The following is a 24,958-nucleotide window of genomic DNA, read 5'->3' on the forward strand; positions in this document are numbered from 1 at the left end:
AAATTTGTTCAATTGTTTATGGATTATTACAAAAAATGGCAAATTGAAAAGTAATGATGGCAAAAAATGATAAGTTATGTAAAAACTCCAATAATTATTCATTAACTGATGGCCTTGTAAAAGCATAAAAATAAGCATATAAAACACACACAGATTCACCGAAAAAATCAAGCTATTTTGAAAAAGCGTTATTGAGCCTTTAAATATCTTTTTCACCAAAAAAGTCAATAAAACATAGACAGGAAATGCAACTACCATGATACCAAACTGATCAAAATAGTAGTAATCATACACAAGGCCACATAGAGTAGCAACTAGAAGAATGGTATAATTCACATCATTAAGAGTGATAGAAATAGAATATAAAAAAACGAGAAAGATAGCTGAATTTACTTTTATATTTTCAACAAAAATCATACTAAATAAGTGTGTTATATGAGCATCCAATAACAATAAAGGCATAATTAGTAAACACCATAAAAATAACTTTTTATTCATTTTAAAATTTCCCAACAATTGAAAGGTAATTCATCTCAGAAAAATTTCCAGATAAAGAAATATAGACCTTGCGTCGTAATTTATCATCTGCACCCTCTACTTTTTTTACTTTTCCAATAAGAATATCTGAAACTGTAGTCCCATCTAAACCACTAGTATAAACTGAGGAACCAACTGTAAGTGGATCATTTGAATTTAGCTCACTTGCTAATATTGTTTGCGTTGAAGCAGAATACGACTTCAGATTACCATAAACGACCGATTTTTTCCCCTTGATTTTAATTGGTAAATCCAATAGTTTTCCACATGTTAATAAATCAACATGTGATATCCCTTTATCAACAGTAGAAACTCTCCCAACTAAAGATGAACCCGAAACCACAAGCATACCAGTTTGGACTTTTTCACTTTTATCAAAGTTTATGATGATAGCTTGAGACCAAGTTTCAGGGGTTCTAGTAATAATTTGAGCAGGTATCATGCTAGTTTTTGGTAAATTAATGCCGTACTGATCTCTTAATTCTTTATTTTCCTTTCTCAGATACTTAACTTCCCTAGACATTAACTCTAATTGAGAAATTTTATTTTTAAGCTTTTTATTTTCATCAAAAGTTCTCAAAAATACTTTACTATCAGAAATAGCATTTTCCACAATCTTAAAAGGTTTTCCTATTATAGTATCAATCTTACCAATAATACCAGTAGTAGTCTGCGATATATAAGGTGAAATAGATGAATTGTATAAGGATGAAAGGAAAAAAATTAGAACAATTATAGAAGTAAATATAAAAATAAACCTAGACACTTTTTTATTAAACATATATCCCTCCGTGGAATAAAAAAAAACGAAATATCTACACTAGATATTTTCGTTTATCAATACGGAGAATAAGGGATTCGAACCCTTGCGCCAGTTTCCCGACCTAACGATTTAGCAAACCGTCCTCTTCAGCCTCTTGAGTAATTCTCCATTATATTAATGGGCACGAGTGGACTCGAACCACCGACCTCACGCTTATCAGGCGTGCGCTCTAACCACCTGAGCTACGCGCCCAAGCTACAGTATAAATGTATAGCTTGGTAAAAACTATAAAGCGGGTGACGAGAATCGAACTCGCGACAACAGCTTGGAAGGCTGTAGTTTTACCACTAAACTACACCCGCATTCGAAATAAATGGCGCGAGACGGAATCGAACCGCCGACACATGGAGCTTCAATCCATTGCTCTACCAACTGAGCTACCGAGCCGTACATACAAATGATGTCTATTGCGGGAGCAGGATTTGAACCTACGACCTTCGGGTTATGAGCCCGACGAGCTACCTAGCTGCTCCATCCCGCGATATTCTTTAAAGGAGGATGTGGGATTCGAACCCACGCACGCTTTTACACGCCTGACGGTTTTCAAGACCGTTCCCTTCAGCCGGACTTGGGTAATCCTCCATATAAATATAAATGGACCTTGTAGGACTCGAACCTACGACCGCTCGGTTATGAGCCGAGTGCTCTAACCAGTTGAGCTAAAGGTCCAAAGTCATCCATATATAAATATAAAATAGCGGCGAAGGGGATCGAACCCCCGACCTTCCGGGTATGAACCGGACGCTCTAGCCATCTGAGCTACACCGCCATCACATCGGGAAGACAGGATTCGAACCTGCGACACCTTGGTCCCAAACCAAGTACTCTACCAAGCTGAGCTACTTCCCGAACTCATGCACCCTAGAGGAGTCGAACCTCTAACCGCCTGATTCGTAGTCAGGTACTCTATCCAGTTGAGCTAAGGGTGCTTTTTATTAAATTAATGCCGAGGACCGGAATCGAACCGGTACGATGTAAACCATCGCAGGATTTTAAGTCCTGTGCGTCTGCCAGTTCCGCCACCCCGGCCACTCAAAAGCGAACGACGGGATTCGAACCCGCGACCCCCACCTTGGCAAGGTGGTGTTCTACCACTGAACTACGTTCGCAATTGTTGTCAATGCCGGCTACATGATTTGAACACGCGACCCTCTGATTACAAATCAGATGCTCTACCAACTGAGCTAAGCCGGCCTAAAGGTTATGCGGGTTAAGGGACTTGAACCCCCACGCCGTTAAGCGCCAGATCCTAAATCTGGTGCGTCTGCCAATTCCGCCAAACCCGCTTGATGACCCGTACTGGGCTCGAACCAGTGACCCATTGATTAAAAGTCAATTGCTCTACCAACTGAGCTAACGAGTCTCATATCATCTTTTTTATCATTTAGTAACGAATGACATAAGCTTCGCTTAATTTATCCGCAACTTTAAAAAGTCTACTAGACTTCTTAAACGGTCCCGACGGGAATCGAACCCGCGATCTTCGCCGTGACAGGGCGACGTGATAACCGCTACACTACGGGACCTCGTATCTTTTTAATACTATGGGAGTTAACGGGTTCGAACCGCTGACCCTCTGCTTGTAAGGCAGATGCTCTCCCAGCTGAGCTAAACTCCCTTTGAGTGTTCCTAAGCTAAGCGACTTCCTTATCTAACAGGGGCAACCCCAACTACTTCAGGCGTTCTAGGGCTTAACTGCTGTGTTCGGCATGGGTACAGGTGTATCTCCTAGGCTATCGTCACTTAACTTATGAATGAATTGTAGTCGAACTAAAATCTTAGTCAAAAAGATAAACTTCCTTGTGCAAGCACACAGCGTCACTTTCCTATTTTCATACTAGATTTTTTTTACGTTCTCATTACTTCATTTAGTCCACTCAAAATTGAATAACTATATCTTACCAAGAACTCTACCTCATTGTCAATAAACTTTTTATCTTTGGATAAGTCCTCGAGCTATTAGTATTAGTCCGCTTCATAGCTCACACTACTTCCACTTCTAACCTATCTACCTGATCATCTCTCAGGGCTCTTACTGATATCTAATCATGGGAAATCTCATCTTGAGGGGGGCTTCGCACTTAGATGCTTTCAGCGCTTATCCCTTCCCTACATAGCTACCCAGCGATGCCTTTGGCAAGACAACTGGTACACCAGCGGTAAGTCCACTCTGGTCCTCTCGTACTAGGAGCAGATCCTCTCAAATTTCCTACGCCCGCGACGGATAGGGACCGAACTGTCTCACGACGTTCTGAACCCAGCTCGCGTGCCGCTTTAATGGGCGAACAGCCCAACCCTTGGGACCGACTACAGCCCCAGGATGCGACGAGCCGACATCGAGGTGCCAAACCTCCCCGTCGATGTGAACTCTTGGGGGAGATAAGCCTGTTATCCCCAGGGTAGCTTTTATCCGTTGAGCGATGGCCCTTCCATGCGGAACCACCGGATCACTAAGCCCGACTTTCGTCCCTGCTCGAGTTGTTGCTCTCGCAGTCAAGCTCCCTTATACCTTTACACTCTGCGATTGATTTCCAACCAATCTGAGGGAACCTTTGGGCGCCTCCGTTACCTTTTAGGAGGCGACCGCCCCAGTCAAACTGCCCGTCAGACACTGTCTCCGATAGGGATTTCCTATCTGGGTTAGAGTAGCCATAACACAAGGGTAGTATCCCAACAGCGCCTCTAACGAAACTGGCGTCCCGTTCTCTATGGCTCCTACCTATCCTGTACATGTGGTACAGATACTCAATATCAAACTGCAGTAAAGCTCCATGGGGTCTTTCCGTCCTGTCGCGGGTAACCTGCATCTTCACAGGTACTAAAATTTCACCGAGTCTCTCGTTGAGACAGTGCCCAAATCATTACGCCTTTCGTGCGGGTCGGAACTTACCCGACAAGGAATTTCGCTACCTTAGGACCGTTATAGTTACGGCCGCCGTTTACTGGGGCTTCAATTCAGATCTTCGCTTGCGCTAAACCCTCCTCTTAACCTTCCAGCACCGGGCAGGCGTCACCCCCTATACATCATCTTACGATTTAGCAGAGAGCTGTGTTTTTGATAAACAGTTGCTTGGGCCTATTCACTGCGGCTGTCATCGCTGACAGCACCCCTTCTCCCTAAGTTACGGGGTCATTTTGCCGAGTTCCTTAACGAGAGTTCTCTCGATCACCTGAGGCTACTCGCCTCGACTACCTGTGTCGGTTTGCGGTACGGGTAGAGTATGATACTACGCTAGAAGATTTTCTTGGCAGTGTGACATCACTAACTTCGCTACTAAACTTCGCTCCCCATCACAGCTCAATGTTAGAGATATAAGCATTTGACTCATATCACACCTCACTGCTTAGACGGGCTCTTCCAATCGCCCGCTTTAGTTAGCCTACTGCGTCCCTCCATCACTTCATACTCTAGTACAGGAATATCAACCTGTTGCCCATCGAATACACCTTTCGGTCTCTCCTTAGGTCCCGACTAACCCAGGGCGGACGAGCCTTCCCCTGGAAACCTTAGTCTTACGGTGGACAGGATTCTCACCTGTCTTGCGCTACTCATACCGGCATTCTCACTTCTATGCGTTCCAGCACTCCTCACGGTATACCTTCTTCACACATAGAACGCTCTCCTACCATTACTATTACTAGTAATCCACAGCTTCGGTAAATTGTTTTAGCCCCGGTACATTTTCGGCGCAGGGTCACTCGACTAGTGAGCTATTACGCACTCTTTGAATGAATAGCTGCTTCTAAGCTAACATCCTAGTTGTCTGTGCAACCCCACATCCTTTTCCACTTAACAATTATTTGGGGACCTTAGCTGGTGGTCTGGGCTGTTTCCCTTTCGACTACGGATCTTAGCACTCGCAGTCTGACTGCCGATTATATCTACTTGGCATTCGGAGTTTATCTGAGATTGGTAATCCGGGATGGACCCCTCACCCAAACAGTGCTCTACCTCCAAGAGACTTAACATCGACGCTAGCCCTAAAGCTATTTCGGAGAGAACCAGCTATCTCCAAGTTCGTTTGGAATTTCTCCGCTACCCACAAGTCATCCAAGCACTTTTCAACGTGCCCTGGTTCGGTCCTCCAGTGCGTTTTACCGCACCTTCAACCTGCTCATGGGTAGGTCACATGGTTTCGGGTCTACATCATGATACTAAAGCGCCCTTTTAAGACTCGGTTTCCCTACGGCTCCGTCTCTTCAACTTAACCTCGCATCATAACGTAACTCGCCGGTTCATTCTACAAAAGGCACGCTCTCACCCATTAACGGGCTCGAACTTGTTGTAGGCACACGGTTTCAGGTTCTATTTCACTCCCCTCCCGGGGTGCTTTTCACCTTTCCCTCACGGTACTGGTTCACTATCGGTCACTAGAGAGTATTTAGGGTTGGGAGATGGTCCTCCCAGATTCCGACGAGATTTCGCGTGTCTCGCCGTACTCAGGATTCTGCTAGGGCTTAATTCAATTTTAAATACGAGGCTGTTACTCTCTTTGGCTTACCTTCCCAGGTAATTCTTCTATTAAATTTAAGTCCCACATCGCAGTCCTACAACCCCGAGGAGTAAACTCCTCGGTTTGCCCTCCTGCCGTTTCGCTCGCCGCTACTAAGGCAATCGCGTTTGCTTTCTCTTCCTGCAGCTACTTAGATGTTTCAGTTCACTGCGTCTTCCTTCTCACAACCTTTACAGTCATGGATACTAACCATTAGTTAGTGGGTTCCCCCATTCGGACATCTCTGGATCAGCGCTTACTTACAGCTCCCCAAAGCATTTCGTCGTTAGTCACGTCCTTCTTCGGCTTCTAGTGCCAAGGCATCCACCGTGCGCCCTTATTAACTTAACCTTATTTCCAGTCTTGCGACCTTCTTGATTTTTTTTAATATGTTCGCGTTTATCTTTTTTTCGGTTTATTTCTTGTTACTTTTCTACAATCATTTTCATGATCGTGGAATTTGATATAGTTATTCAATTTTCAATGGACTATACTAGGATACAAAGCAACGGTCGCTTTAGCGAAACTTCTGTAGAAAATTAGGAATCTGACACAGTGTGCTTGCACACAAGGAAGATTATCTATTTTCCTAGGAAGTTAGTTGCGTGTTCAACTTCACTTATTATTAAGTTTAGGTGGACTTATATCCCATGGAGCCTAGCGGGATCGAACCGCTGACCTCCTGCGTGCAAAGCAGGCGCTCTCCCAGCTGAGCTAAGGCCCCGACTAATAAACTGGTTTTGCATTATTAGTGGTGTGCTATCTTATCATGAAGCTTATATAAGACCTCTCAAAACTAAATAAGACAAGACAAACGTCTTCCATTTCCTTAGAAAGGAGGTGATCCAGCCGCACCTTCCGATACGGCTACCTTGTTACGACTTCACCCCAATCATCTATCCCACCTTAGGCGGCTGGCTCCTAAAAGGTTACCTCACCGACTTCGGGTGTTACAAACTCTCGTGGTGTGACGGGCGGTGTGTACAAGGCCCGGGAACGTATTCACCGCGGCGTGCTGATCCGCGATTACTAGCGATTCCGACTTCATGTAGGCGAGTTGCAGCCTACAATCCGAACTGAGATTGGCTTTAAGAGATTAGCTTGCCGTCACCGGCTTGCGACTCGTTGTACCAACCATTGTAGCACGTGTGTAGCCCAGGTCATAAGGGGCATGATGATTTGACGTCATCCCCACCTTCCTCCGGTTTATTACCGGCAGTCTCGCTAGAGTGCCCAACTTAATGATGGCAACTAACAATAGGGGTTGCGCTCGTTGCGGGACTTAACCCAACATCTCACGACACGAGCTGACGACAACCATGCACCACCTGTCTCTTCTGCTCCTAAGAGAAAGCCTATCTCTAGGCCGGTCAGAAGGATGTCAAGACCTGGTAAGGTTCTTCGCGTTGCTTCGAATTAAACCACATGCTCCACCGCTTGTGCGGGCCCCCGTCAATTCCTTTGAGTTTCAACCTTGCGGTCGTACTCCCCAGGCGGAGTGCTTAATGCGTTAGCTCCGGCACTAAGCCCCGGAAAGGGCCTAACACCTAGCACTCATCGTTTACGGCGTGGACTACCAGGGTATCTAATCCTGTTTGCTCCCCACGCTTTCGAGCCTCAGCGTCAGTTACAGACCAGAGAGCCGCTTTCGCCACCGGTGTTCCTCCATATATCTACGCATTTCACCGCTACACATGGAATTCCACTCTCCCCTTCTGCACTCAAGTTTGACAGTTTCCAAAGCATACTATGGTTAAGCCACAGCCTTTAACTTCAGACTTATCAAACCGCCTGCGCTCGCTTTACGCCCAATAAATCCGGACAACGCTCGGGACCTACGTATTACCGCGGCTGCTGGCACGTAGTTAGCCGTCCCTTTCTGGTTAGTTACCGTCACATAATGGATTTTCCACTCCCATTACCGTTCTTCTCTAACAACAGAGCTTTACGATCCGAAAACCTTCTTCACTCACGCGGCGTTGCTCGGTCAGGGTTCCCCCCATTGCCGAAGATTCCCTACTGCTGCCTCCCGTAGGAGTCTGGGCCGTGTCTCAGTCCCAGTGTGGCCGATCACCCTCTCAGGTCGGCTATGTATCGTCGCCTTGGTGAGCCTTTACCTCACCAACTAGCTAATACAACGCAGGTCCATCTCATAGTGAAGCTTTTGCTCCTTTTAACTCGGGTTCATGTGAACCCCAGTCTCATGCGGTATTAGCTATCGTTTCCAATAGTTATCCCCCGCTATGAGGTAGGTTACCTACGCGTTACTCACCCGTTCGCAACTCCTTGGTCTAGTGCAAGCACCAGACCTCAGCGTTCTACCTGCATGTATTAGGCACGCCGCCAGCGTTCGTCCAGAGCCAGGATCAAACTCTCTTTTTAGTTTGAACTCACTCGTTCTTTTCTGTCGCTGACAGATTTATTGTCTTTTGCTTTGACGGGTAATATGCGCTAACATATCACCCTCACGTTTGGTTATTCTTGTCTTATTCAGTTCTCAAAGGTCTTTGTCTCTTACGAGACAACTATTTCATTCTACCAACTATTTCTGCCTTTGTCAATAACTTTTTTCTTTTTATTTCGGCCTCGTTGGGATCCTTGTTGCCCTTTTAGCAACTTTATTAGTATAACTACCTTTTTCATCTTTGTCAAGATGATTATTTCAATTTTAAAAAGTTTTTTTCTGTAATGTTACAAATACTACAAGAATTGGTTAGTATGGTAATTATGTACTATTTCCGTATGTAGATTACATCCTTTCAAAGTGTACCAAAGCAATCAAACTAGATTTTAAAATCTAAAAGAATTGTTATAATTATTTATTGATTTGGGATAAAAAAAGATTGAAGAAAGCTCCCAATAAAGCATTTTCTTCAATCTGAACCTAGAAGTTAATATAACTATAATAATATAGTTTAATTTCTATTTTCCTCTGAGCGATGATAGCCATAAACAAAGTAGATTATTGTTCCAATTAATGTAGCCATTCCAAACGCTATCCAAGTTATCATCATATATTGTGACATAAATGAAGCACAAATAATAATGGCGAGAATAGGTAATAATGGCACTAAAGGCGTTTTAAATTCACCTACTTTAGGGTTACCATTATTTTTCCTTAAAATAATGATAGAAAAAGACATAATAATAAGATAAGCAAGAGTACAAATATTAACAAATTCCGCTAAACTAGCAAGAGGTACTAAGCCTGCACAAATCATTGATATAAAACCAACAGTAATCGTTGCATTTTGGGGAACGAAGCTACTTTTTGATACTTTATGTAATGATTTTGGTAAAAGCCCATCCCTACTAATTGTATAAACAATTCTTGCTAGCGCAAAGGTCATAGAAATACAGACCGTTATTAAGGTCATTACTGCGACGATAGAGATATAATTAGCTGCCCAATCCATCTTAACAAGTCTTAAAGCATAGGAGACAGCATCAGGAACATTTAATTTTTTGTAATAAACAATCCCTGTAAGAATAGTAGTCACAACTATGTATAAAATAGTTACAATTAACAGTGATAAAGTTATCCCTCTAGGAATGTTCTTCTGAGGTTCTTGGACTTCATCTACTGTCATAGAAATTGACTCAAATCCTAAAAAAGCAAAAAACATGACAGAAGCTCCAGCAAAAATCCCAGATTTTCCTCCATAAAATTGACCTAACCCATATGGGGCAAATGGTATCCAGTTATTTGCCTTAATAAAAAACAGCCCTACAACTATAAATAATGCTAAGGCAGAAAACTTTAAAATAACAAGTATAGAATTAAATTTTAAAGCTGTCTTTGAGTTCAGCAAAACAATAGCTGTAACTATTAACATGACTATAACTGGTAAAATATCAATATAAGTTCCTTCTTTAGGGTTAAATGTTCCATTCAGTGCTGTTGGAATATGCACTCCAAAATTACCAAGTAAACCTTTAAGATAACTTCCCCAACCTACTGCGACGCTGGAGATAGCTGTCAAGAATTCCATAATAATATACCAGCCAACAATCCATGCTGGAAATTCACCTAAAGTAGCGTAAACATAGCTATATGCTCCACCATTAGCTGGAATTCGAGAAGAAAACTCTGCATAAAATAATGCTAAGATAGCAACTGCTGCTGCTGAAAGAATAATCGATATCGTAAGTGCCGGCCCTGCATACTTAGCAGCACCAATTCCTGTTATTGTAAATACCCCTGTACCTACCATAGAACCAAGACCCAGGAAAATGAGATCTTGAACCTTCAAATGTCGTCTCATTTCTGTTTTCTTGACACTATTATTTTTTTTGCGAAATAGATTCATATTGACCTTTCTTCTCTAAATAAATATTCTTTAGTGTAACATAGTTACAAAAAACTGTAAATATTATAAAAATCCAGAGATCTTAGATTTCTGGATTTTTAATTATTTATTGTTCGTCTTCTTCTACCATTTTATCCTTAATTTCTTCATATGACAATGCATGAACATCGTCATTCTCAGAATCTGGAGTTTCTGGCATTTTACCTGTCTCAAAAATAGATTTAATTTGAGCAGCATCCAATGTTTCATATTTCAATAGAGCTTCAGCAATTAATTTATGAGTTTCTCTATTTTCATTGATAATATCAGCTGCCTTATTACGTGCTTGATTTAAGAGAGCCCTTACTTCATCGTCAATCATTTGAGCAGTTTGCGCAGAATATGACTTCTCTGGTGACATCTGACCTGGCATCATAGCATGATTTCCCTCATACTGGACTGGGCCAAGTTTTTCACTCATTCCATATTCTGTAATCATGGCTCTGGCCATTTGAGTAGCTTGCTCAAAGTCATTTGATGCACCTGTTGTTTGTGCATTAAAAATAATTTCCTCAGCAACACGTCCACCCATAAGACCTGCAAGTTGCTCTTTCAGATCATCTTTCGATAATAACATTTGGTCTTCTTTAGGAAGAGCAATCATATAACCACCTGCACGACCACGTGGAACAATGGTTACTTTATGAACAACACGAGCATTTGATAAGATCAAACCAACGATTGTGTGTCCCGCCTCGTGGTAGGCAACCATTTCTCGTTCTCGTTGAGATATTGTTCTATCTTTCTTAGAAGGTCCAGCAATAACACGATCCTCTGCTTCATCAATATCACTAGCATCGATTTTTTCTTTGTTACGGCGAGCCGCTACTAAGGCAGCTTCATTTAAAACATTTTCCAAATCAGCACCGACAAAACCAGGTGTTTGCTGAGCAACAACTTTCAAATTAACATCTTCTGCTAGCGGTTTATTTTTAGCATGAACTCTCAATATCGCTTCGCGACCTTTAACATCAGGGCGTCCAACTAGGACTTTACGGTCAAAACGACCTGGTCTCAATAAAGCTGGGTCTAAAACATCACTACGGTTTGTTGCCGCAATAACAATGATACTTTCATTTCCTTCAAAACCATCCATTTCAATTAAAAGTTGGTTCAAGGTTTGTTCACGTTCATCATTACCACCGCCCATACCAGCACCACGGCGTCTACCAACAGCATCTATTTCATCAATAAAAATAATGGCGCGTTCAGCTTTTTTAGCATCTTCAAATAAGGAACGGACACGACTAGCTCCAACACCTACAAACATTTCAACAAAATCAGAACCTGAAATGCTGAAGAAAGGGACTCCCGCCTCACCTGCTACTGCTTTTGCTAATAAGGTTTTACCTGTACCAGGAGGGCCCTCAAGTAAAACTCCAGAAGGAATTCGGGCACCTAAAGCTTTGTATTTTTTAGGATTTTTAAGAAAATCAACAACTTCGACAAGTTCTTGTTTTTCTTCCTCAGCCCCGGCAACATCTGTAAAACGTACCTTAACATCATCCTTACTTTGTGATTTTGCTTTATTTTTACCAAAGCTCATGGCACCTCGAGCACCACCACCACCTTGGTTCATCATCATCATCATGAAACCAGCAAAAATAATAAGTGGTAAGAAACTCATTAAGAATGATATCCAAGCACCGCTTGAACTTTCTTGTTTGACGGTGATAGTCGTACCGCTTTTATCGGCAGCTGCAGTCATTTCTTTCACTACAGAATCACTAGGCAATACTAAAGCAGTAAATTCTGAGACTTTTGTTGATGAGCCTGTTCCGAAAAATGACAAACCTTGGTCAATAGCCGTTTTTTGTGGTTTCTCATATTTTCCTTTTACCTCTATAATACTTCCACTTGGCTGATAAGTAATTGACTTAACATCACCAGCTTTAATCTGTTTGATTAGTTTGGTATAACTAATCTGTTGGCTTTGTGTACTTGTTCCTCTCAAATAGTATTGAAAACCTGTAATAACAAGTACAATAACTATAATGTAGACAAATGAATTTTTAACAAAACCATTATTTTTATTATTTTTCATAAAGTAACAATTAACCTTTTTCTATTTTGAATAGATTTCTTCCTTTAAAACTCCTACATAGGGAAGATTACGGTAATTTTCATCGTAATCTAAACCAAAACCAACAATAAATTCGTTTGGAATATCATAACAAACATAATCAGCTTCAATCTCAACCACTCGACCTTCTGGTTTATCAAATAAAGTGGCAATCTTAACAGAATTTGCTTTACGATATTTGAACATATCCCTTAAGTATTTTAAGGTACGACCAGTGTCAATAATGTCCTCAACAAAAAGAATATCACGACCTTCAATATTAGTATCAACGTCTTTTAATATTTTGACTTCACCACTACTAGTTGTACCACCATGATAACTTGAAACGACCATAAAATCAATCTCGACATGGGTATCAATATGTTTCATCAATTCAGACATAAATGGAACAGAACCTTTTAAAACTCCAACCAATAAAGGATTTTTTCCATGGTAATCCTTTGTTAACTGTTGGCCAAGTTCTTTAGTCTTCAGAATGATATCTTCTTCTGAATAAAGAATTTTTTTAATATCTTGCTCAAGCATGGTGTCACCTTTTTCTTAATTTTTCAATATAGAGTCTAGCCTTCATTATATCACGTTCTGGTGCTTTTCTCAAATATGTTTTCCCAGCTATGATCACAAAGATAATTTCATTTTCTTGAACCCCAATAATAGCATCTTTTCTCTCTTGTTGGGAAAATTTCTCATCAATAAAGAGACGTCTAAGTTTTTTGGAGAATGTTCCAAAATCAATTTTATCGCCAGGCTGACGCTTACGAAGCATTATAGGTGTTAAGTGATAAATTGGAATACTGAATTCACTCGCTATTTTAGCTTCTTGAGACCTGAAAGTAAACTTATATGATTGGTAAGAAAGGTCTGAGTCATATTCTAACAAAAGCTCTTGCTCCTTGTGCTCCGTCTCAAGCCTGATTTTTCGGATACAAAATTGCTCTGGAGTTATTAAAAGCTCGTAATGATTTTTCAAGAAAAATTTCCCTTCTTCTTTTACTCTTAAAATATGTAATACTTCTTTAACCTGCTTCCGTGATAAAAATAGGTCATCAAATTTTGCTAAATAGTTTTGTAATAAATAAAATTGAACAGAGTCTGTTTGTTCTAAAAATGTTTTTCTATCAGTAACATCAATGTGGTTTGTTAAATCAGCGAGCGCTGCGAAAAGAGTTGCAGATTCTTCAGCGAGAGCTAATAATGACTCACTTAACTTAGGATTTTCTTTTTCTAGTTCTTTCAAATAGAAATTGCGAACGCGATTTCGAAAATAATCAAGACCTAAATTACTACTATCTTCAAAATGAAAAGGTTGAGGCAAAGTTTTTTTATGAAAGTGTAAAAATGGCCTAATTAATTGTCCGCCAGCAAATGGTTGAACTTCTTTAATCCCCGCAAGATGCCTCAGTAAGCTTCCTCTAATTAGACGCATAAAAACAGTTTCCACTTGATCATCTGCATGATGTGCTGTCACAAGAGCTGTATACCCTCCTTGGGACATTATTCTTTTAAAAAATTGATAGCGAAAATCACGCGCCCTTTGTTCTGAAAAATTACCTTTAAAGTAGTCAACAAAAATTGGTATATCATGTTGATTAGCCCAACTTTTGAGATAATCCTCTTCTAAATCAGACGCTTTTCTTTGCTTATGATTGACATGAGCAATGGCAATACTTATTTTAAATTGATCTTTAAAGGTATGCAAAAAGTGCAGTAAATTCATTGAATCTACTCCACCTGAAACAGCTATTAAAACCTTTTTATGATTTTTAAAAAAAGCTTTCTGAAGACAATAAGTATAAATTTCTGAATACATCATTTTAAAATGGCATAGATATCATCTGCTATATTTGTAATGTCATCATAAGAGGATTTATCTGTAAAAATAGACAGAATAAAGGGTGAATTTCCGTAGACAATCGCAACATCATGCTTATAGTCATAGGCATCACCAATCTTATGAGCAACTGGTACCTGAATATTTTTTGAAATACGTGTATCATCAAAATCAGTTTGAGAAAGATAAGAAATAATCTCTCCTTTTTGATAATAGATAGATTCCATAATATTTGCAGCAGCGTGTGATGATATCATTCTACTTTCCATATTCCAGTCAATACCTGAAATAGCATTAACCTGTAAATAAAATTTGTGATCATATTTATTAGCAATATAATAGCCTAAAATATTTGTAGCTACATTATCAGAATGTTGGGCGATAGCTTTTAATAAAGAGTCTACACGATATTCTTTATTATCAGCCTCTTTATCAATATGCCCACTACCAGATGGGCCATAAGCGCCATCAAAGTGATTCACTTGATCAATATACCTTAAGGGTTTGTCTGGTTTTATTTGACCTGTATTTAACTGATTTTGCACATAATATAGTGTTGCTAGTTTAGCAATACTTGCCGAGTACATCATTTTGTCAGCATTAATACCAGCACTGGCCTGGCTATCTAACTGTTTAACATAGATAGAATACTTATCTTTGTTATATTTTTGACTTAGGACCTCTTGTACTTTAGCCATTCGGTTATCAGCTATTGATAAATCTTTCTCAGAGATCCACCCCTTATCATCAATATAATAATAGTTTCCTTCTTGTGTTTGTGCCACCTGGCTGGCATGAACGTTAGTAAAAGCTTTTAAATCAGTCTTGATAGTGGCTATTCCCTTTACAAAAGGTTGTTTATAGACAGTAAAGTTTTCTTGTAACCAAAAAGTAAGGTCTACCTTTACTTGATTAATAGTCATATCGTCATAAATATAGCGGTGATTTGCTTCAATATAGGTACCATCTGATAATAAAAACACAGGTATACCACTTGCATTTAGAAGTAAATCTGTAATCTGGAAATCATCATTAGGCTTCAAAACTTTTGCAAAAACACTTAAATTAGCATCTGAATAGGTATTTGTTTCATAATAAAGATTAGGATTTTGAGGAATATTGCTAAAATAAGTTGCCTTAGTAACACTATTTTGTGTCAGTGGATGAAGATGCGTACTAGAAAAAGGGATTTCCTTTTCGGTACTAATAATAGGTACAGGAGACACAAAAAAGACCATTATCATTAGTGCTAATAGTTTTTTCATGCTATCTCCTTTCTTAATTAGTTTTCATCAAAGCATTCTTCTTTTAAAGCTTGATTTTCTTTTTTGAGTTCTTCCAACTTTTCTTCTGAAAAAGACAGAAAAGTTTCTATTTTTTTGACAATATCTTCCATAATTATTTTGGTAACAATCCTGGGATTGGGTAAACAACTTCACCTTCTTGAGTTAAATAATATTTAGCACGAGCATATTTTTTAACAAAATTTGTATCTTTAAGCTGATTTGCCAATTGTTTTTCAGCTTGGGTATTAGCATCTAATTCTTTATATTCTTTTTTTAACTTAATAACCTGCTGATTTTGATTTTGTAAAGACACATAACTTTTAACTAAATTGTAAGTTGGTAAGATAAAAAGAAACATCATAATAACCAGAATCCAGCCCATAAAACGGTTACGTTTCTGTAATTCTTCTTCCTCAAAGCGTTTTTTCTGATTCTCATCTTTGATAAATTTATTATTTAATTGGACAATGCTAGGCTTCTTCATCGCTTTCAATCCTTGCTTCTTTTATCACTTCATACATTTTTAAAGCATCTTCTTTTTTGGTGCTATCCTTCATCTCTAAGACTTTAACCGTTAATAGTTTATTACCGAAACGAATCTCAATCTCATCATTCAATTTTAAATCAGTGGAACTTTTAGCTAAAATACCATTAACTTTTATTCGACCTTTATCTGCAACCTCTTTTGCTACTGGTCTCCTTTTTATAATCCGGGAAACTTTTAAAAATTTATCTAATCTCATCTTTTACCTCACAATCCATTTTATTCTATCATTTTTCTTTTGCAAATGGTAGGTAAGACCATAATTTCTTATCGAAAGCATTCAGACGCTTTGCTGCAAAAATAAAAGTTATTAAGCCAAGTAAACTAGCGAGAACAATCTCTATAAAATTTTCAATTCGCGTTTCATTTGGTAAGATAGTTTGCACAACAAAAACCATAATGAGCATGGCTAATAAGCTGATCATAAATCTCCAATTTTTAAACCATTTCATTTCCATGTTAGCATACCTGATGTATAGGATAAGAACAAGCATTAAAGGTAAGATAGTTGATAAAGAACTTCCAACAATACCATATAATCTTGTTAATAGAGGTGTCATAATAACTTTCAGCACTAGACCTAAGCATAGGAACAAGAATGATTTTTTCTGACGATTTTCAATAAAGAGCTTTTGATGAAAGAATTGAATAAGGCTTGATATAAAAATAATACTGATAAAAATTTCTAGGCTTAGCCAACCCTTATTATCTTCAAATAAAGTTCTATTCATAGCAGCTAAAATCATAGAAAAACCAAGATAAATAGTCATGTTTAAGTAACAGATAAAGTCAAAAAATTGTTGGCTTTCATGTTGATAAATCCACTGATTGTGATAGTAGTCTCTAGTCAGTTTTGGTAGAAAAGTGGTAAAAAAAGCAGTTGAGAAAATGAGCCCAAATTGAATAAGTGGTTGACCACGATCATAGACGCCTTTACTAGCTTCAGCCATTATAGTGTGATAGCCTGCTCCTACCAAACTATTTTTAACAAATAAGCTATCTATAAATTGAAAGAGGAGTAGATAGACAGTATAGAAGATAAAAATTAAGCTAGAGACACCAATAGAATATGTTTTAGCATCACTCTTTTCTTTTTTAATGACTAAAAAATGTAAAGCTTTAGGATCTTGATAAATAAAATAAATAAGAATAGAGAGGCTAGCAACTAAATTTCCGGTTGCTGCCATGTTTGCAGTTCTATAAATTGACCAGGAAAATAGCTTGTAAAATAAGGCTGCTAGGATAATAATCCCTACTCTGATAATTTGCTCCATTACCTGACTAACAGCTGTTGGAATCATATTCACTCTTGCTTGTGCTAAACCACGGTAAAAAGAGTTAAAAGGGACAGTTAGTAAGACCAAAGCAGTTATAATAATACTAAAAATGAGCTTTTCGCTTCCAATAATGATAGCTAGTGGCCTGCAAAAGAGCATTAATAATAAAGCAAAAATGAGACTTATAAACATTTGCAATCTAAAAAGAATTTGTAAATCTTCATTTTTATTTTTTTGAAAAATACTTGCAACAACATTAGGAAGTGCTGTTAAACTTAGAGCACTGATAATTGCCAGTAAAGGATAAACTTGCTGATAGGCATAAAAACCTCTATCCCCTACTATATTTTGATAAGGAATACGATAAATAGCTGCTAATATCTTCGAGATAAGGCCACTTAATGTTATTACTAAACTTGATTTCCTAACTTGATTTTCGAGTTTTTCTGTCTTTAATTTCACCCAAGCATTCTCCAAATAATATCAATTCTTCTAAAATATCATAATCTTTTTTGTAGTTCACATCAAAAGTAATATCAATTTTTCCATTTGTTTCACTAATTCTTGCTTTTAAGGCTGTCTTTGCTAAAGCTTCAAAATAATCTTGAGTGAGGTAATAAGTTAAAGAAACTTTTTCAAATCTTACAACTACCTGATTCCCTTTTCGCTCAACTAATTCTGCAAAAGCCTTATCCATATAGTATTTGAATAAACCAATTTCTAAGAGATAGGCTACCTGATCAGGATATTCTCCAAAACGATCAATAATCTCCTCTTGTAAGAGTAGATAATCATCCTTACTTTCAAGTTCTCGAATACGTTTATAAAGCTCAATTTTTTGTCGTTCATCAGTAATGTATTCCTGAGGCAGGTAAGCATCTATTTGTAAATTAATTTCAGCATTACCTTTACGTCTTACCTTAACTTTTCCTTGTTTATTAGCAATAGCTTCTTCTAATAATTGAGAATACATTTCAAAGCCGACAGAATCAATAAAGCCACTCTGTGAAGCTCCTAAAATATTACCTGCACCACGAATTGCTAAGTCCCGCATAGCAATTTTAAAACCTGATCCTAATTCTGTGAACCCTTTAATGGCTTCTAAACGTTTGTCTGATATTTCAGACAAAACTTTATCTGGACGATACATCAAGTAAGCATAAGCAATTCGATTGGAGCGCCCTACGCGCCCCCGGAGTTGATAAAGGGTAGATAAGCCCATATGATCAGCATTTTCAACAAATAAGGTATTCACATTAGAAATATCAACCCCTGTTTCTATGATTGTGGTTGCCACTAGAACATCATAATCACCATTTATAAAATCAATCAGAGTATTTTCAAGTTGAATTTCACTCATTTGTCCATGAACGAAGCCAATTGCTGCTTCTGGCACTAATTCTTGTAGCTGGGACACTTTTTTGTCAATGGTATCAACCTTATTGTACACATAAAAGACTTGACCTCCACGATCCATTTCCCGTAGGATAGCCTCTCTAACTAAGCTAGGGTTTGTCTCCAAAACATAAGTTTGAACAGGATAACGATTGGTAGGAGGAGTTTCAATAACTGATAAATCTCTGATACCGAGCATTGACATGTGAAGTGTTCTGGGAATGGGCGTTGCTGTTAAGGTTAAAACATCAACTTTATTTTTTAGTTCCTTTAACTTTTCTTTGTGTTTAACGCCAAAACGTTGTTCTTCATCAATAACAATGAGACCTAAATCAGAAAATTGAACATCTTTTGATAGGAGACGATGAGTGCCAATAATGATGTCAACTTGACCTTTAGCAAGTTTTTCTAAACTTGTATTTTGTTCTTTTTTACTCCGAAAACGGCTTAAAACATCAACCTTAATAGGATAATTTTCAAATCGCTCTCTAAAATTATCATAATGTTGCTGAGCTAAGACAGTTGTTGGAACTAAAATAGCAACTTGTTTATGATCCTTTACAGCTTTAAATGCTGCTCTCATCGCCACTTCTGTTTTACCAAATCCCACATCACCTACTAAAAGACGATCCATCGGGCGTTGACTTTCCATATCCTTTTTGATTTCCTGAATTGAGCGTAACTGATCTTCAGTTTCAACAAAAGGAAAATCATTATCAAAGGATGCTTGTAATTCATCATCAGGTGAAAATTGAAATCCTTTTAACTGACTTCTTTCAGCGTATAGCCTTAATAAATCATCAGCAATATCTTCCACTTGTTTGCTGACTTTTTGTTTTGTCTTCTGAAATCGACCATCATTTAATTTGTTTATCTTAGGTTCTTTACCATCCGCTGAAACATATTTTGATAAACTTTCAATCTGTTCAACAGGAAGAGAAATTCTATCTGAATTTTGGTATTGGATAGTTACATAATCACGATGAATACCTTGAATCTGAATGGTTTCAATTCCTAAAAAGCGACCTATCCCATGGACATTGTGAACAACGTAATCACCCTTTACTAATTCATTGTAATTCTTCAGACGCTCAGCATTACTAATATTCGATTTACGGACACGACGCTTAATTTTTTTATGATAAATTTCATGCTCAGTAATATAAGCAACTTTTTCATCTGCAAAATAAAATCCATTTGTTAACTGACCAATGACCATCTGAACTTGATGAGCTTGAATATGACCATTATCTACTAATGGAATATCAAAATGATAGTCTTCTAAATTTTTTACTAATCGTTCATAAGCTTGCTTTGAGTCAACTTGAATGAGAACTGTCGCATTTGATTTTGTATAGCGATTAATTTCATCAATTAATAAGGGAAATTGATTAAAAAATTCTTGCATAGCATACTGAGTCAGCTGATGCAACTTGTCAAATTTAATATTTCCTAAACCCTTATGAAAATTAGAGAAAAAAGTTGCTGGCTTGTAAGTTCTAACGTCCTTATAAGTATCTGCAAAATAATGCAAAGAAGGGAAAGCTTTCCCCTGATGTAAATCTTCTGTTAATAAATTAGCAACTTCTAAATCAAAACTAGCATTTTTATCCAATATTTTTTGGAAATCATCAAAAAATATTGGTACTCCTTTAGGAATATAATCAAGCAATGTCCACTCTTTATCATAAAAAAGTGAAAGAAATTTACCAATATCCTTATGGCGATAACCATTTTTTGAGACTGCCAGGATCTCCTCTACATAGGATTTTGATTCAGCATTTATCAGATGGAGAGCTGACTCTAGATTGCTAATGCCACGTGAAAAATCTTCTTTTTCTAAAATCATTTCACTAGCAGGGCTAATCATAATCTCTCTTAAATTTTCAATAGATTTTTGACTATCACTATCAAAGCTACGAATTCCGTCTATTTCATCCCCAAAAAATTCCATCCGATAGGGATTTGCTTGCCTAACTTCATAAATATCTAAAATATCCCCACGTCTACTAAATTCCCCAGGGTTAATCACCTGACTAACTTTTTGGTAACCAATTTGAGCCAACTTTTTGACCAAGTGATCAAGATTATAATCATTCCCTACACAAAATTGAAGACTGTATTTTTGGAAAGTGCGAGGATTAGGTAAAAGGATCTTTAAACCTATAATGGTCGTTAACAGGATTCCTTTAGCTTCATGGTCTATTAAAAATTGCAGAGCTTCTATCCGTGATAACGATTTATCCAAAGAAGAAAAAATAAACTCAGCAGGAGCAACATCGTCCGCAAAAAATTGATAGACGTCAGCTTCTCCTATCAAAGCAGACAAGTCTGATGCTAATTTTTCTAGTTCATTTTGACTAGAAGTAATAATAATTAATTTACCATTCTGGTAACGGTAATTAGCTGCAATAGCCAAGGCTTTACTTGATCCAGATAAACCCATTACCAGTTGTCTGTCCACCTTTGTCGAGTTTATCATCCACTCTTTTAAGACTTTATTTTGACTAAATAATTCTATAATATCCATAATTACCCATTGAATTTTTGCATGGTCAATTCAAAGTTACCTTCTTGTAAGTAAAAGTTTACAGCCATGACAACTTTTTCTAATGTTAATGCAATTCTTATTCCATCTTCTTTTTCAAATTTTCCTAAAACATGGTTGATGACCGTCATTCCTGAATGTGGTCTACCAATACCAATTTTGACACGGTCAAATTCTTGACTGCCTATATTTGCAATAATAGATTTTATGCCATTGTGCCCCCCAGCAGAGCCTTTTTGTCGAAAACGAAGTTTACCCACTTCCATGTCTAAATCATCATAAATGACAATTAAATCTGAAATAGCAATATTATAATAAGTCAATAATGCTCTGACAGCAATACCACTATTATTCATAAATGTCGTTGGTTTAACAAAATAAACCTTCTCTTGATTAATAAATGCCCAACCAATAAGTGCTTTAAAATTCTTGTCTTCTGTAAAACTAACATCAAAATTTTTCGCAAGTTGATCTACAGCCATAAAACCAACATTATGTTTTGTATTATCATATTTAGAACCAGGATTTCCCAGTCCTACAATCATTTTTACCATTTTTCCTCTTTTCTATTAAATGCCAAAAGGGTTGGAATTATTTTCCAACCTTCTTAGTTATTCTTTCTCATTTTAGACGTTAAATCGAAACTCCATAATGTCGCCATCTTGTACAATATACTCTTTACCTTCTTCACGAAGACGACCAGCTTCTTTAACAGCCTTTTCACTACCATACTTAATCAAATCATCATAACTCATTGTTACTGCACGGATAAACCCTCTTTCAAAATCAGAATGAATGATTCCAGCAGCTTGTGGTGCTTTAATTCCTCGTTTAAAGGTCCAAGCACGCACTTCTTTTTCACCAGCAGTGAAATAGGTCCCTAGACCAAGTAAATGATAGGCTGCACGTGTTAATTTGTCAACACCTGACTCTGTTAGACCGATAGCTTCTAAAAATTCTACTTTATCATCATCGTCTAATTCTGAAATTTCTTCTTCAGCACGCGCAGAAATAACAACAACCTCAGCATTTTCTGTGTCTGCAAAAGCACGAATTTGTTTAACATAATCAATGTCATCTGGATCAGCAACACGATCTTCATCAACATTAGCAACATATAAAACTGGCTTTGTTGTTAGTAAGAATAGTCCCTTTACTACTTTTTCTTCTTCGTCTGTAAAATCAATAGTCCGAGCTGATTTACCATCTTCTAGGACTGGCTTAATTTTTTGAAGAACATTAAATTCAGCTACAGAGTCTTTATCTTTTTGTGTTCGAGCCATTTTTTCAACACGTGCATAACGTTTATTGATAGAATCTAAGTCGGCCAAAATCAATTCTAAGTTAATGGTATCAATATCAGCCATTGGGTCAACAAAGGCATCATCACGTCCTTGCTCACGCATAACATTTTCATCATCAAAAGCACGAACCACATGAACAATAGCATCTACTTCACGAATATTAGCAAGAAATTTATTTCCTAAACCTTCTCCTTTTGAGGCTCCTTTAACAATACCTGCAATATCAGTAAATTCAAAAGTAGTTGGAATCGTTTTTTTAGGCGTGATTAATTCTGTTAATTTATTCAGACGTTCGTCCGGAACTTCTACCATACCCACATTAGGATCAATTGTCGCAAAAGGGTAATTGGCAGCTTCTGCTCCCGCTTTTGTTATTGCATTAAAAAGGGTTGATTTACCAACATTTGGTAAACCAACAATACCAGCTGTTAAAGCCATAAATTTTCATTCTCCGTTCATAATTTCAATCAATAATATTATAGCATAAACCAGAGAAAAAAAGCCTGTCTAGTGACAAGCTAAAATAGAAGTAATTTAATAAAACTAATAATAATTGGTGCAAAAAGGACTAACCACCAATATTCTGACACAAGGTCAATAAAAATTGTGAGTCCATCACGTTTTTCATATTTTCCTGTCTCTGGATTAATAACATATTCTCTCCCTTCAAGAAGGTTAAGATTATCATTTTCTAAAGAATTTTCATTGTCTAATGAGGAAGTTGATTCTTTTCCCCTCACCAATTGATCAAGTGTTACATCAAAAATTTCTGCTAGTTTAACAAGATTTTCCAAATCAGGAGTACTATCTCCATTTTCCCATTTAGAAATTGCTTGTCGTGAAATAAAAAGTTGGTCAGCTAAAGTATCTTGAGAATAGTTTTTTTCGAGTCGATATTTTTTTAATTGTTTTGCAAAATTATTCAAAATATAATACTACCTTTCACTAGTTACATCCAGTTTACACTATCCTATAGAGAAAATACCAGCACTTTTTAAGGGCAACTAGAAGTTGCTACCCTTTAAAAACAAGGTTTCTAAGGTTGCGAAATAATTTTATTTAATTTTCTTTCAAAATTATGACGGCTCATCATAACAATATGATCACAGTTTTGACACTGAATTTTGATATCTGCTCCAATTCTTACAATTTTCCAAGAATTAGCTTTTTTCCCAGTCTCTTTGATAATGCATGCATGAGGCTTTTTCATCTCTACAACAGTTCCAAGCTGATACATGGGGACTCACTCCTTAACAAATTTATTTATTATATCAAAAGATAAGCCCTAAGAGCTTATCTTTTTTAATTAGTTAGTTCTTACAGGTGTAATTAATTGAATAAATCCCTCTTCATCATCAGAAGTTAACGTAAAAGGTCTAACTGGTGATACAAAACGGATTCTTACAGTTTCATTTTTTAGAGCTTTCAATGCTTCAATTAAGTATGTGGGATTAAAAGAAATGGTCAAATCACTTCCAGTTTTTTCCACTGTTTCCAATTCTTCATTAACTTTCCCTACTTCAGGCGAGTTAACATGAGCAGTAACTGAAGTCTCAGTGATTTCAAGTTTAACAGTTCCATTTTGAGTCGCATTAGAAATGAGGTAAGCACGTTCCATAGCATGTCTTAAAGCTTGGGTATTAAAAACAGCTTCAGTTTCAAATTGATTCATCAATAAACGATCAGTATCAGGATAATTTCCTTCTAAAAGTCTCGTATAAAAAGAAATATAATCGCTTCTAAATAAGATTTGACTTGGAGAGAAAAAGATTTCCACTGTTTCAATATCATCTGTAAAAACCGAAGTAAACTCCCTTAAGGATCTGCTTGGAATAACGACATCAAAGTCAGTGGCTGATTTTTCTAAAGTTAAAAGCCGTTGGCTCATACGGTGTGAATCTGTGGCTACCGCTTTAAATGCTTTATGATCCTTCAAGGTTAAATGCACACCTGTTAGAATTGGTCGACTTTCTTGAGTGCTAGCAGCAAATGCCGTTTCAGAAATAATAGATTTCAATAATTTTGTTTCTAAAATAAGTGGATTATCAGTTGAAACTTCTTGTAAACGAGGATATTGTTCAACATCTTTACCTTTCAAGGTAATTTCTGATTTACCACTCGTCAAAACAACCTGATGATGTTCAATTTCTTTGAAATCTAAAGTAAGGTCTGGAAGACTTGAAATAATATTGATAAAAAAGCTTGCTTCTAATAAGATTGCACCTGTTGAAGAAATTAAAAGTCCAGCATTTTCATTTGAAACTGGAATAATATTTTCAATTGAAATTTGTCCGTTGGAACCTGTTAAAGTAATATCAGATTGACTCACTTCAATTTTTATAGTTGAAAGAACTGGAATAGCATTTTTACTACTGATAGCTCTTTTGGTCGCATTTAAAGCTTGAATAAAAAGTGAACGATTTATAGAGAATTGAATCATGAGGACTCCTTTATTTTATAAGTATAATATTTAGTAGTAGTAGTAGGT

The 24,958-nt window shown here is 37.4% G+C and carries 16 protein-coding genes, 18 tRNA genes and 3 rRNA genes; all 37 read right to left on the reverse strand.

Going from position 1 to position 24,958, the window contains the following annotated elements:
* Window positions 1-499: 499 nt before the first annotated feature.
* The gene (gene mreC / locus STRPS_RS04450) at window positions 500-1,318 is read right to left on the reverse strand and encodes a rod shape-determining protein MreC (RefSeq protein ID WP_007891656.1); all 819 of its coding nucleotides are present in this window, start codon (window positions 1,316-1,318) and stop codon (window positions 500-502) included.
* 62 nt (window positions 1,319-1,380) lie between these two features.
* A tRNA-Ser gene (locus tag STRPS_RS04455) sits at window positions 1,381-1,468 on the reverse strand.
* 10 nt (window positions 1,469-1,478) lie between these two features.
* A tRNA-Ile gene (locus tag STRPS_RS04460) sits at window positions 1,479-1,552 on the reverse strand.
* Window positions 1,553-1,591: 39 nt separating this feature from the next.
* Window positions 1,592-1,662: transfer RNA gene (locus STRPS_RS04465), tRNA-Gly, on the reverse strand.
* 12 nt (window positions 1,663-1,674) lie between these two features.
* A tRNA-Phe gene (locus STRPS_RS04470) sits at window positions 1,675-1,747 on the reverse strand.
* Window positions 1,748-1,767: 20 nt separating this feature from the next.
* Window positions 1,768-1,841: transfer RNA gene (locus STRPS_RS04475), tRNA-Met, on the reverse strand.
* An 11-nt stretch (window positions 1,842-1,852) separates the two neighbouring features.
* Window positions 1,853-1,942, reverse strand: a tRNA-Ser gene (locus STRPS_RS04480).
* A 13-nt stretch (window positions 1,943-1,955) separates the two neighbouring features.
* A tRNA-Ile gene (locus STRPS_RS04485) sits at window positions 1,956-2,029 on the reverse strand.
* A 26-nt stretch (window positions 2,030-2,055) separates the two neighbouring features.
* Window positions 2,056-2,129: transfer RNA gene (locus STRPS_RS04490), tRNA-Met, on the reverse strand.
* Window positions 2,130-2,135: 6 nt separating this feature from the next.
* A tRNA-Pro gene (locus STRPS_RS04495) sits at window positions 2,136-2,209 on the reverse strand.
* Between the two features lie 6 nt (window positions 2,210-2,215).
* Window positions 2,216-2,289, reverse strand: a tRNA-Arg gene (locus STRPS_RS04500).
* Between the two features lie 15 nt (window positions 2,290-2,304).
* A tRNA-Leu gene (locus tag STRPS_RS04505) sits at window positions 2,305-2,389 on the reverse strand.
* An 8-nt stretch (window positions 2,390-2,397) separates the two neighbouring features.
* Window positions 2,398-2,469, reverse strand: a tRNA-Gly gene (locus STRPS_RS04510).
* Between the two features lie 12 nt (window positions 2,470-2,481).
* Window positions 2,482-2,554, reverse strand: a tRNA-Thr gene (locus STRPS_RS04515).
* A 10-nt stretch (window positions 2,555-2,564) separates the two neighbouring features.
* Window positions 2,565-2,646: transfer RNA gene (locus STRPS_RS04520), tRNA-Leu, on the reverse strand.
* 4 nt (window positions 2,647-2,650) lie between these two features.
* Window positions 2,651-2,723, reverse strand: a tRNA-Lys gene (locus tag STRPS_RS04525).
* A gap of 90 nt (window positions 2,724-2,813) precedes the next feature.
* Window positions 2,814-2,886 (reverse strand) — tRNA-Asp (locus STRPS_RS04530).
* 19 nt (window positions 2,887-2,905) lie between these two features.
* Window positions 2,906-2,978 (reverse strand) — tRNA-Val (locus STRPS_RS04535).
* A gap of 15 nt (window positions 2,979-2,993) precedes the next feature.
* A 5S ribosomal RNA gene (gene rrf / locus STRPS_RS04540) occupies window positions 2,994-3,107 on the reverse strand.
* A gap of 192 nt (window positions 3,108-3,299) precedes the next feature.
* Window positions 3,300-6,204 (reverse strand): 23S ribosomal RNA (locus STRPS_RS04545).
* A gap of 300 nt (window positions 6,205-6,504) precedes the next feature.
* Window positions 6,505-6,577 (reverse strand) — tRNA-Ala (locus STRPS_RS04550).
* Between the two features lie 109 nt (window positions 6,578-6,686).
* Window positions 6,687-8,235: ribosomal RNA gene (locus tag STRPS_RS04555) — 16S ribosomal RNA — on the reverse strand.
* The 16S, 23S and 5S rRNA genes sit together here with 18 tRNA genes alongside, the layout of an rRNA operon.
* A 533-nt stretch (window positions 8,236-8,768) precedes the next feature.
* On the reverse strand, window positions 8,769-10,163 hold the full coding sequence (locus tag STRPS_RS04560; RefSeq protein WP_007891557.1) for an APC family permease: 1,395 nt from the start codon (window positions 10,161-10,163) through the stop codon (window positions 8,769-8,771).
* 106 nt (window positions 10,164-10,269) lie between these two features.
* Entirely contained in the window at window positions 10,270-12,246 is a 1,977-nt protein-coding gene (gene ftsH / locus STRPS_RS04565; protein ID WP_007891602.1) for an ATP-dependent zinc metalloprotease FtsH, read from the reverse strand.
* A 21-nt stretch (window positions 12,247-12,267) separates the two neighbouring features.
* Window positions 12,268-12,810 (reverse strand): hypoxanthine phosphoribosyltransferase, encoded by a 543-nt coding sequence (hpt, locus tag STRPS_RS04570; protein ID WP_007891595.1) that lies wholly within the window; start codon window positions 12,808-12,810, stop codon window positions 12,268-12,270.
* A 4-nt stretch (window positions 12,811-12,814) separates the two neighbouring features.
* Entirely contained in the window at window positions 12,815-14,098 is a 1,284-nt protein-coding gene (gene tilS / locus STRPS_RS04575) for a tRNA lysidine(34) synthetase TilS (RefSeq protein WP_007891621.1), read from the reverse strand.
* Window positions 14,095-15,381: a serine hydrolase gene (locus tag STRPS_RS04580; protein ID WP_007896412.1), complete on the reverse strand. Its 1,287-nt coding sequence runs from the start codon at window positions 15,379-15,381 to the stop codon at window positions 14,095-14,097. The genes tilS and STRPS_RS04580 overlap by 4 nt, the downstream gene beginning before the upstream one ends.
* A 17-nt stretch (window positions 15,382-15,398) precedes the next feature.
* The gene (locus STRPS_RS10870) at window positions 15,399-15,512 is read right to left on the reverse strand and encodes an SP_0009 family protein (protein ID WP_007891588.1); all 114 of its coding nucleotides are present in this window, start codon (window positions 15,510-15,512) and stop codon (window positions 15,399-15,401) included.
* Between the two features lie 2 nt (window positions 15,513-15,514).
* The gene (locus tag STRPS_RS04585; protein WP_007891635.1) at window positions 15,515-15,886 is read right to left on the reverse strand and encodes an FtsB family cell division protein; all 372 of its coding nucleotides are present in this window, start codon (window positions 15,884-15,886) and stop codon (window positions 15,515-15,517) included.
* Window positions 15,873-16,145 (reverse strand): RNA-binding S4 domain-containing protein, encoded by a 273-nt coding sequence (locus STRPS_RS04590; protein WP_007891641.1) that lies wholly within the window; start codon window positions 16,143-16,145, stop codon window positions 15,873-15,875. The genes STRPS_RS04585 and STRPS_RS04590 overlap by 14 nt, the downstream gene beginning before the upstream one ends.
* A 28-nt stretch (window positions 16,146-16,173) precedes the next feature.
* The gene (locus STRPS_RS04595; protein WP_007891608.1) at window positions 16,174-17,685 is read right to left on the reverse strand and encodes an oligosaccharide flippase family protein; all 1,512 of its coding nucleotides are present in this window, start codon (window positions 17,683-17,685) and stop codon (window positions 16,174-16,176) included.
* Window positions 17,648-21,148 carry a transcription-repair coupling factor gene (gene mfd / locus STRPS_RS04600; protein ID WP_007891623.1) on the reverse strand — a complete coding sequence of 1,167 codons (3,501 nt, stop codon included), beginning with the start codon at window positions 21,146-21,148 and terminating at the stop codon, window positions 17,648-17,650. The genes STRPS_RS04595 and mfd overlap by 38 nt, the downstream gene beginning before the upstream one ends.
* 2 nt (window positions 21,149-21,150) lie before the next feature.
* Window positions 21,151-21,720: an aminoacyl-tRNA hydrolase gene (gene pth, locus STRPS_RS04605; RefSeq protein ID WP_007891637.1), complete on the reverse strand. Its 570-nt coding sequence runs from the start codon at window positions 21,718-21,720 to the stop codon at window positions 21,151-21,153.
* Window positions 21,721-21,792: 72 nt separating this feature from the next.
* Entirely contained in the window at window positions 21,793-22,908 is a 1,116-nt protein-coding gene (gene ychF / locus STRPS_RS04610) for a redox-regulated ATPase YchF (RefSeq protein ID WP_007891636.1), read from the reverse strand.
* A gap of 80 nt (window positions 22,909-22,988) precedes the next feature.
* Window positions 22,989-23,396: a helix-turn-helix domain-containing protein gene (locus tag STRPS_RS04615; RefSeq protein WP_007891597.1), complete on the reverse strand. Its 408-nt coding sequence runs from the start codon at window positions 23,394-23,396 to the stop codon at window positions 22,989-22,991.
* A gap of 110 nt (window positions 23,397-23,506) precedes the next feature.
* Window positions 23,507-23,707, reverse strand: coding sequence for a DUF951 domain-containing protein (locus STRPS_RS04620; RefSeq protein WP_007891625.1), 201 nt, complete (start codon window positions 23,705-23,707; stop codon window positions 23,507-23,509).
* 69 nt (window positions 23,708-23,776) lie between these two features.
* The gene (gene dnaN / locus STRPS_RS04625; RefSeq protein WP_007891593.1) at window positions 23,777-24,910 is read right to left on the reverse strand and encodes a DNA polymerase III subunit beta; all 1,134 of its coding nucleotides are present in this window, start codon (window positions 24,908-24,910) and stop codon (window positions 23,777-23,779) included.
* Between the last annotated feature and the right edge of the window lie 48 nt (window positions 24,911-24,958).

Source organism: Streptococcus pseudoporcinus LQ 940-04 (genome assembly GCF_000188035.1).
Classification (GTDB): domain Bacteria; phylum Bacillota; class Bacilli; order Lactobacillales; family Streptococcaceae; genus Streptococcus; species Streptococcus pseudoporcinus.

Bases quoted from the DNA above. Each gene is read 5' to 3' on its own strand.
- mreC (WP_007891656.1), bottom strand. From the start codon at position 1,318: ATGTTTAATAAAAAAGTGTCTAGGTTTATTTTTATATTTACTTCTATA.
- STRPS_RS04560 (WP_007891557.1), bottom strand. From the start codon at position 10,163: ATGAATCTATTTCGCAAAAAAAATAATAGTGTCAAGAAAACAGAAATG.
- ftsH (WP_007891602.1), bottom strand. From the start codon at position 12,246: ATGAAAAATAATAAAAATAATGGTTTTGTTAAAAATTCATTTGTCTAC.
- hpt (WP_007891595.1), bottom strand. From the start codon at position 12,810: ATGCTTGAGCAAGATATTAAAAAAATTCTTTATTCAGAAGAAGATATC.
- tilS (WP_007891621.1), bottom strand. From the start codon at position 14,098: ATGATGTATTCAGAAATTTATACTTATTGTCTTCAGAAAGCTTTTTTT.
- STRPS_RS04580 (WP_007896412.1), bottom strand. From the start codon at position 15,381: ATGAAAAAACTATTAGCACTAATGATAATGGTCTTTTTTGTGTCTCCT.
- STRPS_RS10870 (WP_007891588.1), bottom strand. From the start codon at position 15,512: ATGGAAGATATTGTCAAAAAAATAGAAACTTTTCTGTCTTTTTCAGAA.
- STRPS_RS04585 (WP_007891635.1), bottom strand. From the start codon at position 15,886: ATGAAGAAGCCTAGCATTGTCCAATTAAATAATAAATTTATCAAAGAT.
- STRPS_RS04590 (WP_007891641.1), bottom strand. From the start codon at position 16,145: ATGAGATTAGATAAATTTTTAAAAGTTTCCCGGATTATAAAAAGGAGA.
- mfd (WP_007891623.1), bottom strand. From the start codon at position 21,148: ATGGATATTATAGAATTATTTAGTCAAAATAAAGTCTTAAAAGAGTGG.
- pth (WP_007891637.1), bottom strand. From the start codon at position 21,720: ATGGTAAAAATGATTGTAGGACTGGGAAATCCTGGTTCTAAATATGAT.
- ychF (WP_007891636.1), bottom strand. From the start codon at position 22,908: ATGGCTTTAACAGCTGGTATTGTTGGTTTACCAAATGTTGGTAAATCA.
- STRPS_RS04620 (WP_007891625.1), bottom strand. From the start codon at position 23,707: ATGTATCAGCTTGGAACTGTTGTAGAGATGAAAAAGCCTCATGCATGC.
- dnaN (WP_007891593.1), bottom strand. From the start codon at position 24,910: ATGATTCAATTCTCTATAAATCGTTCACTTTTTATTCAAGCTTTAAAT.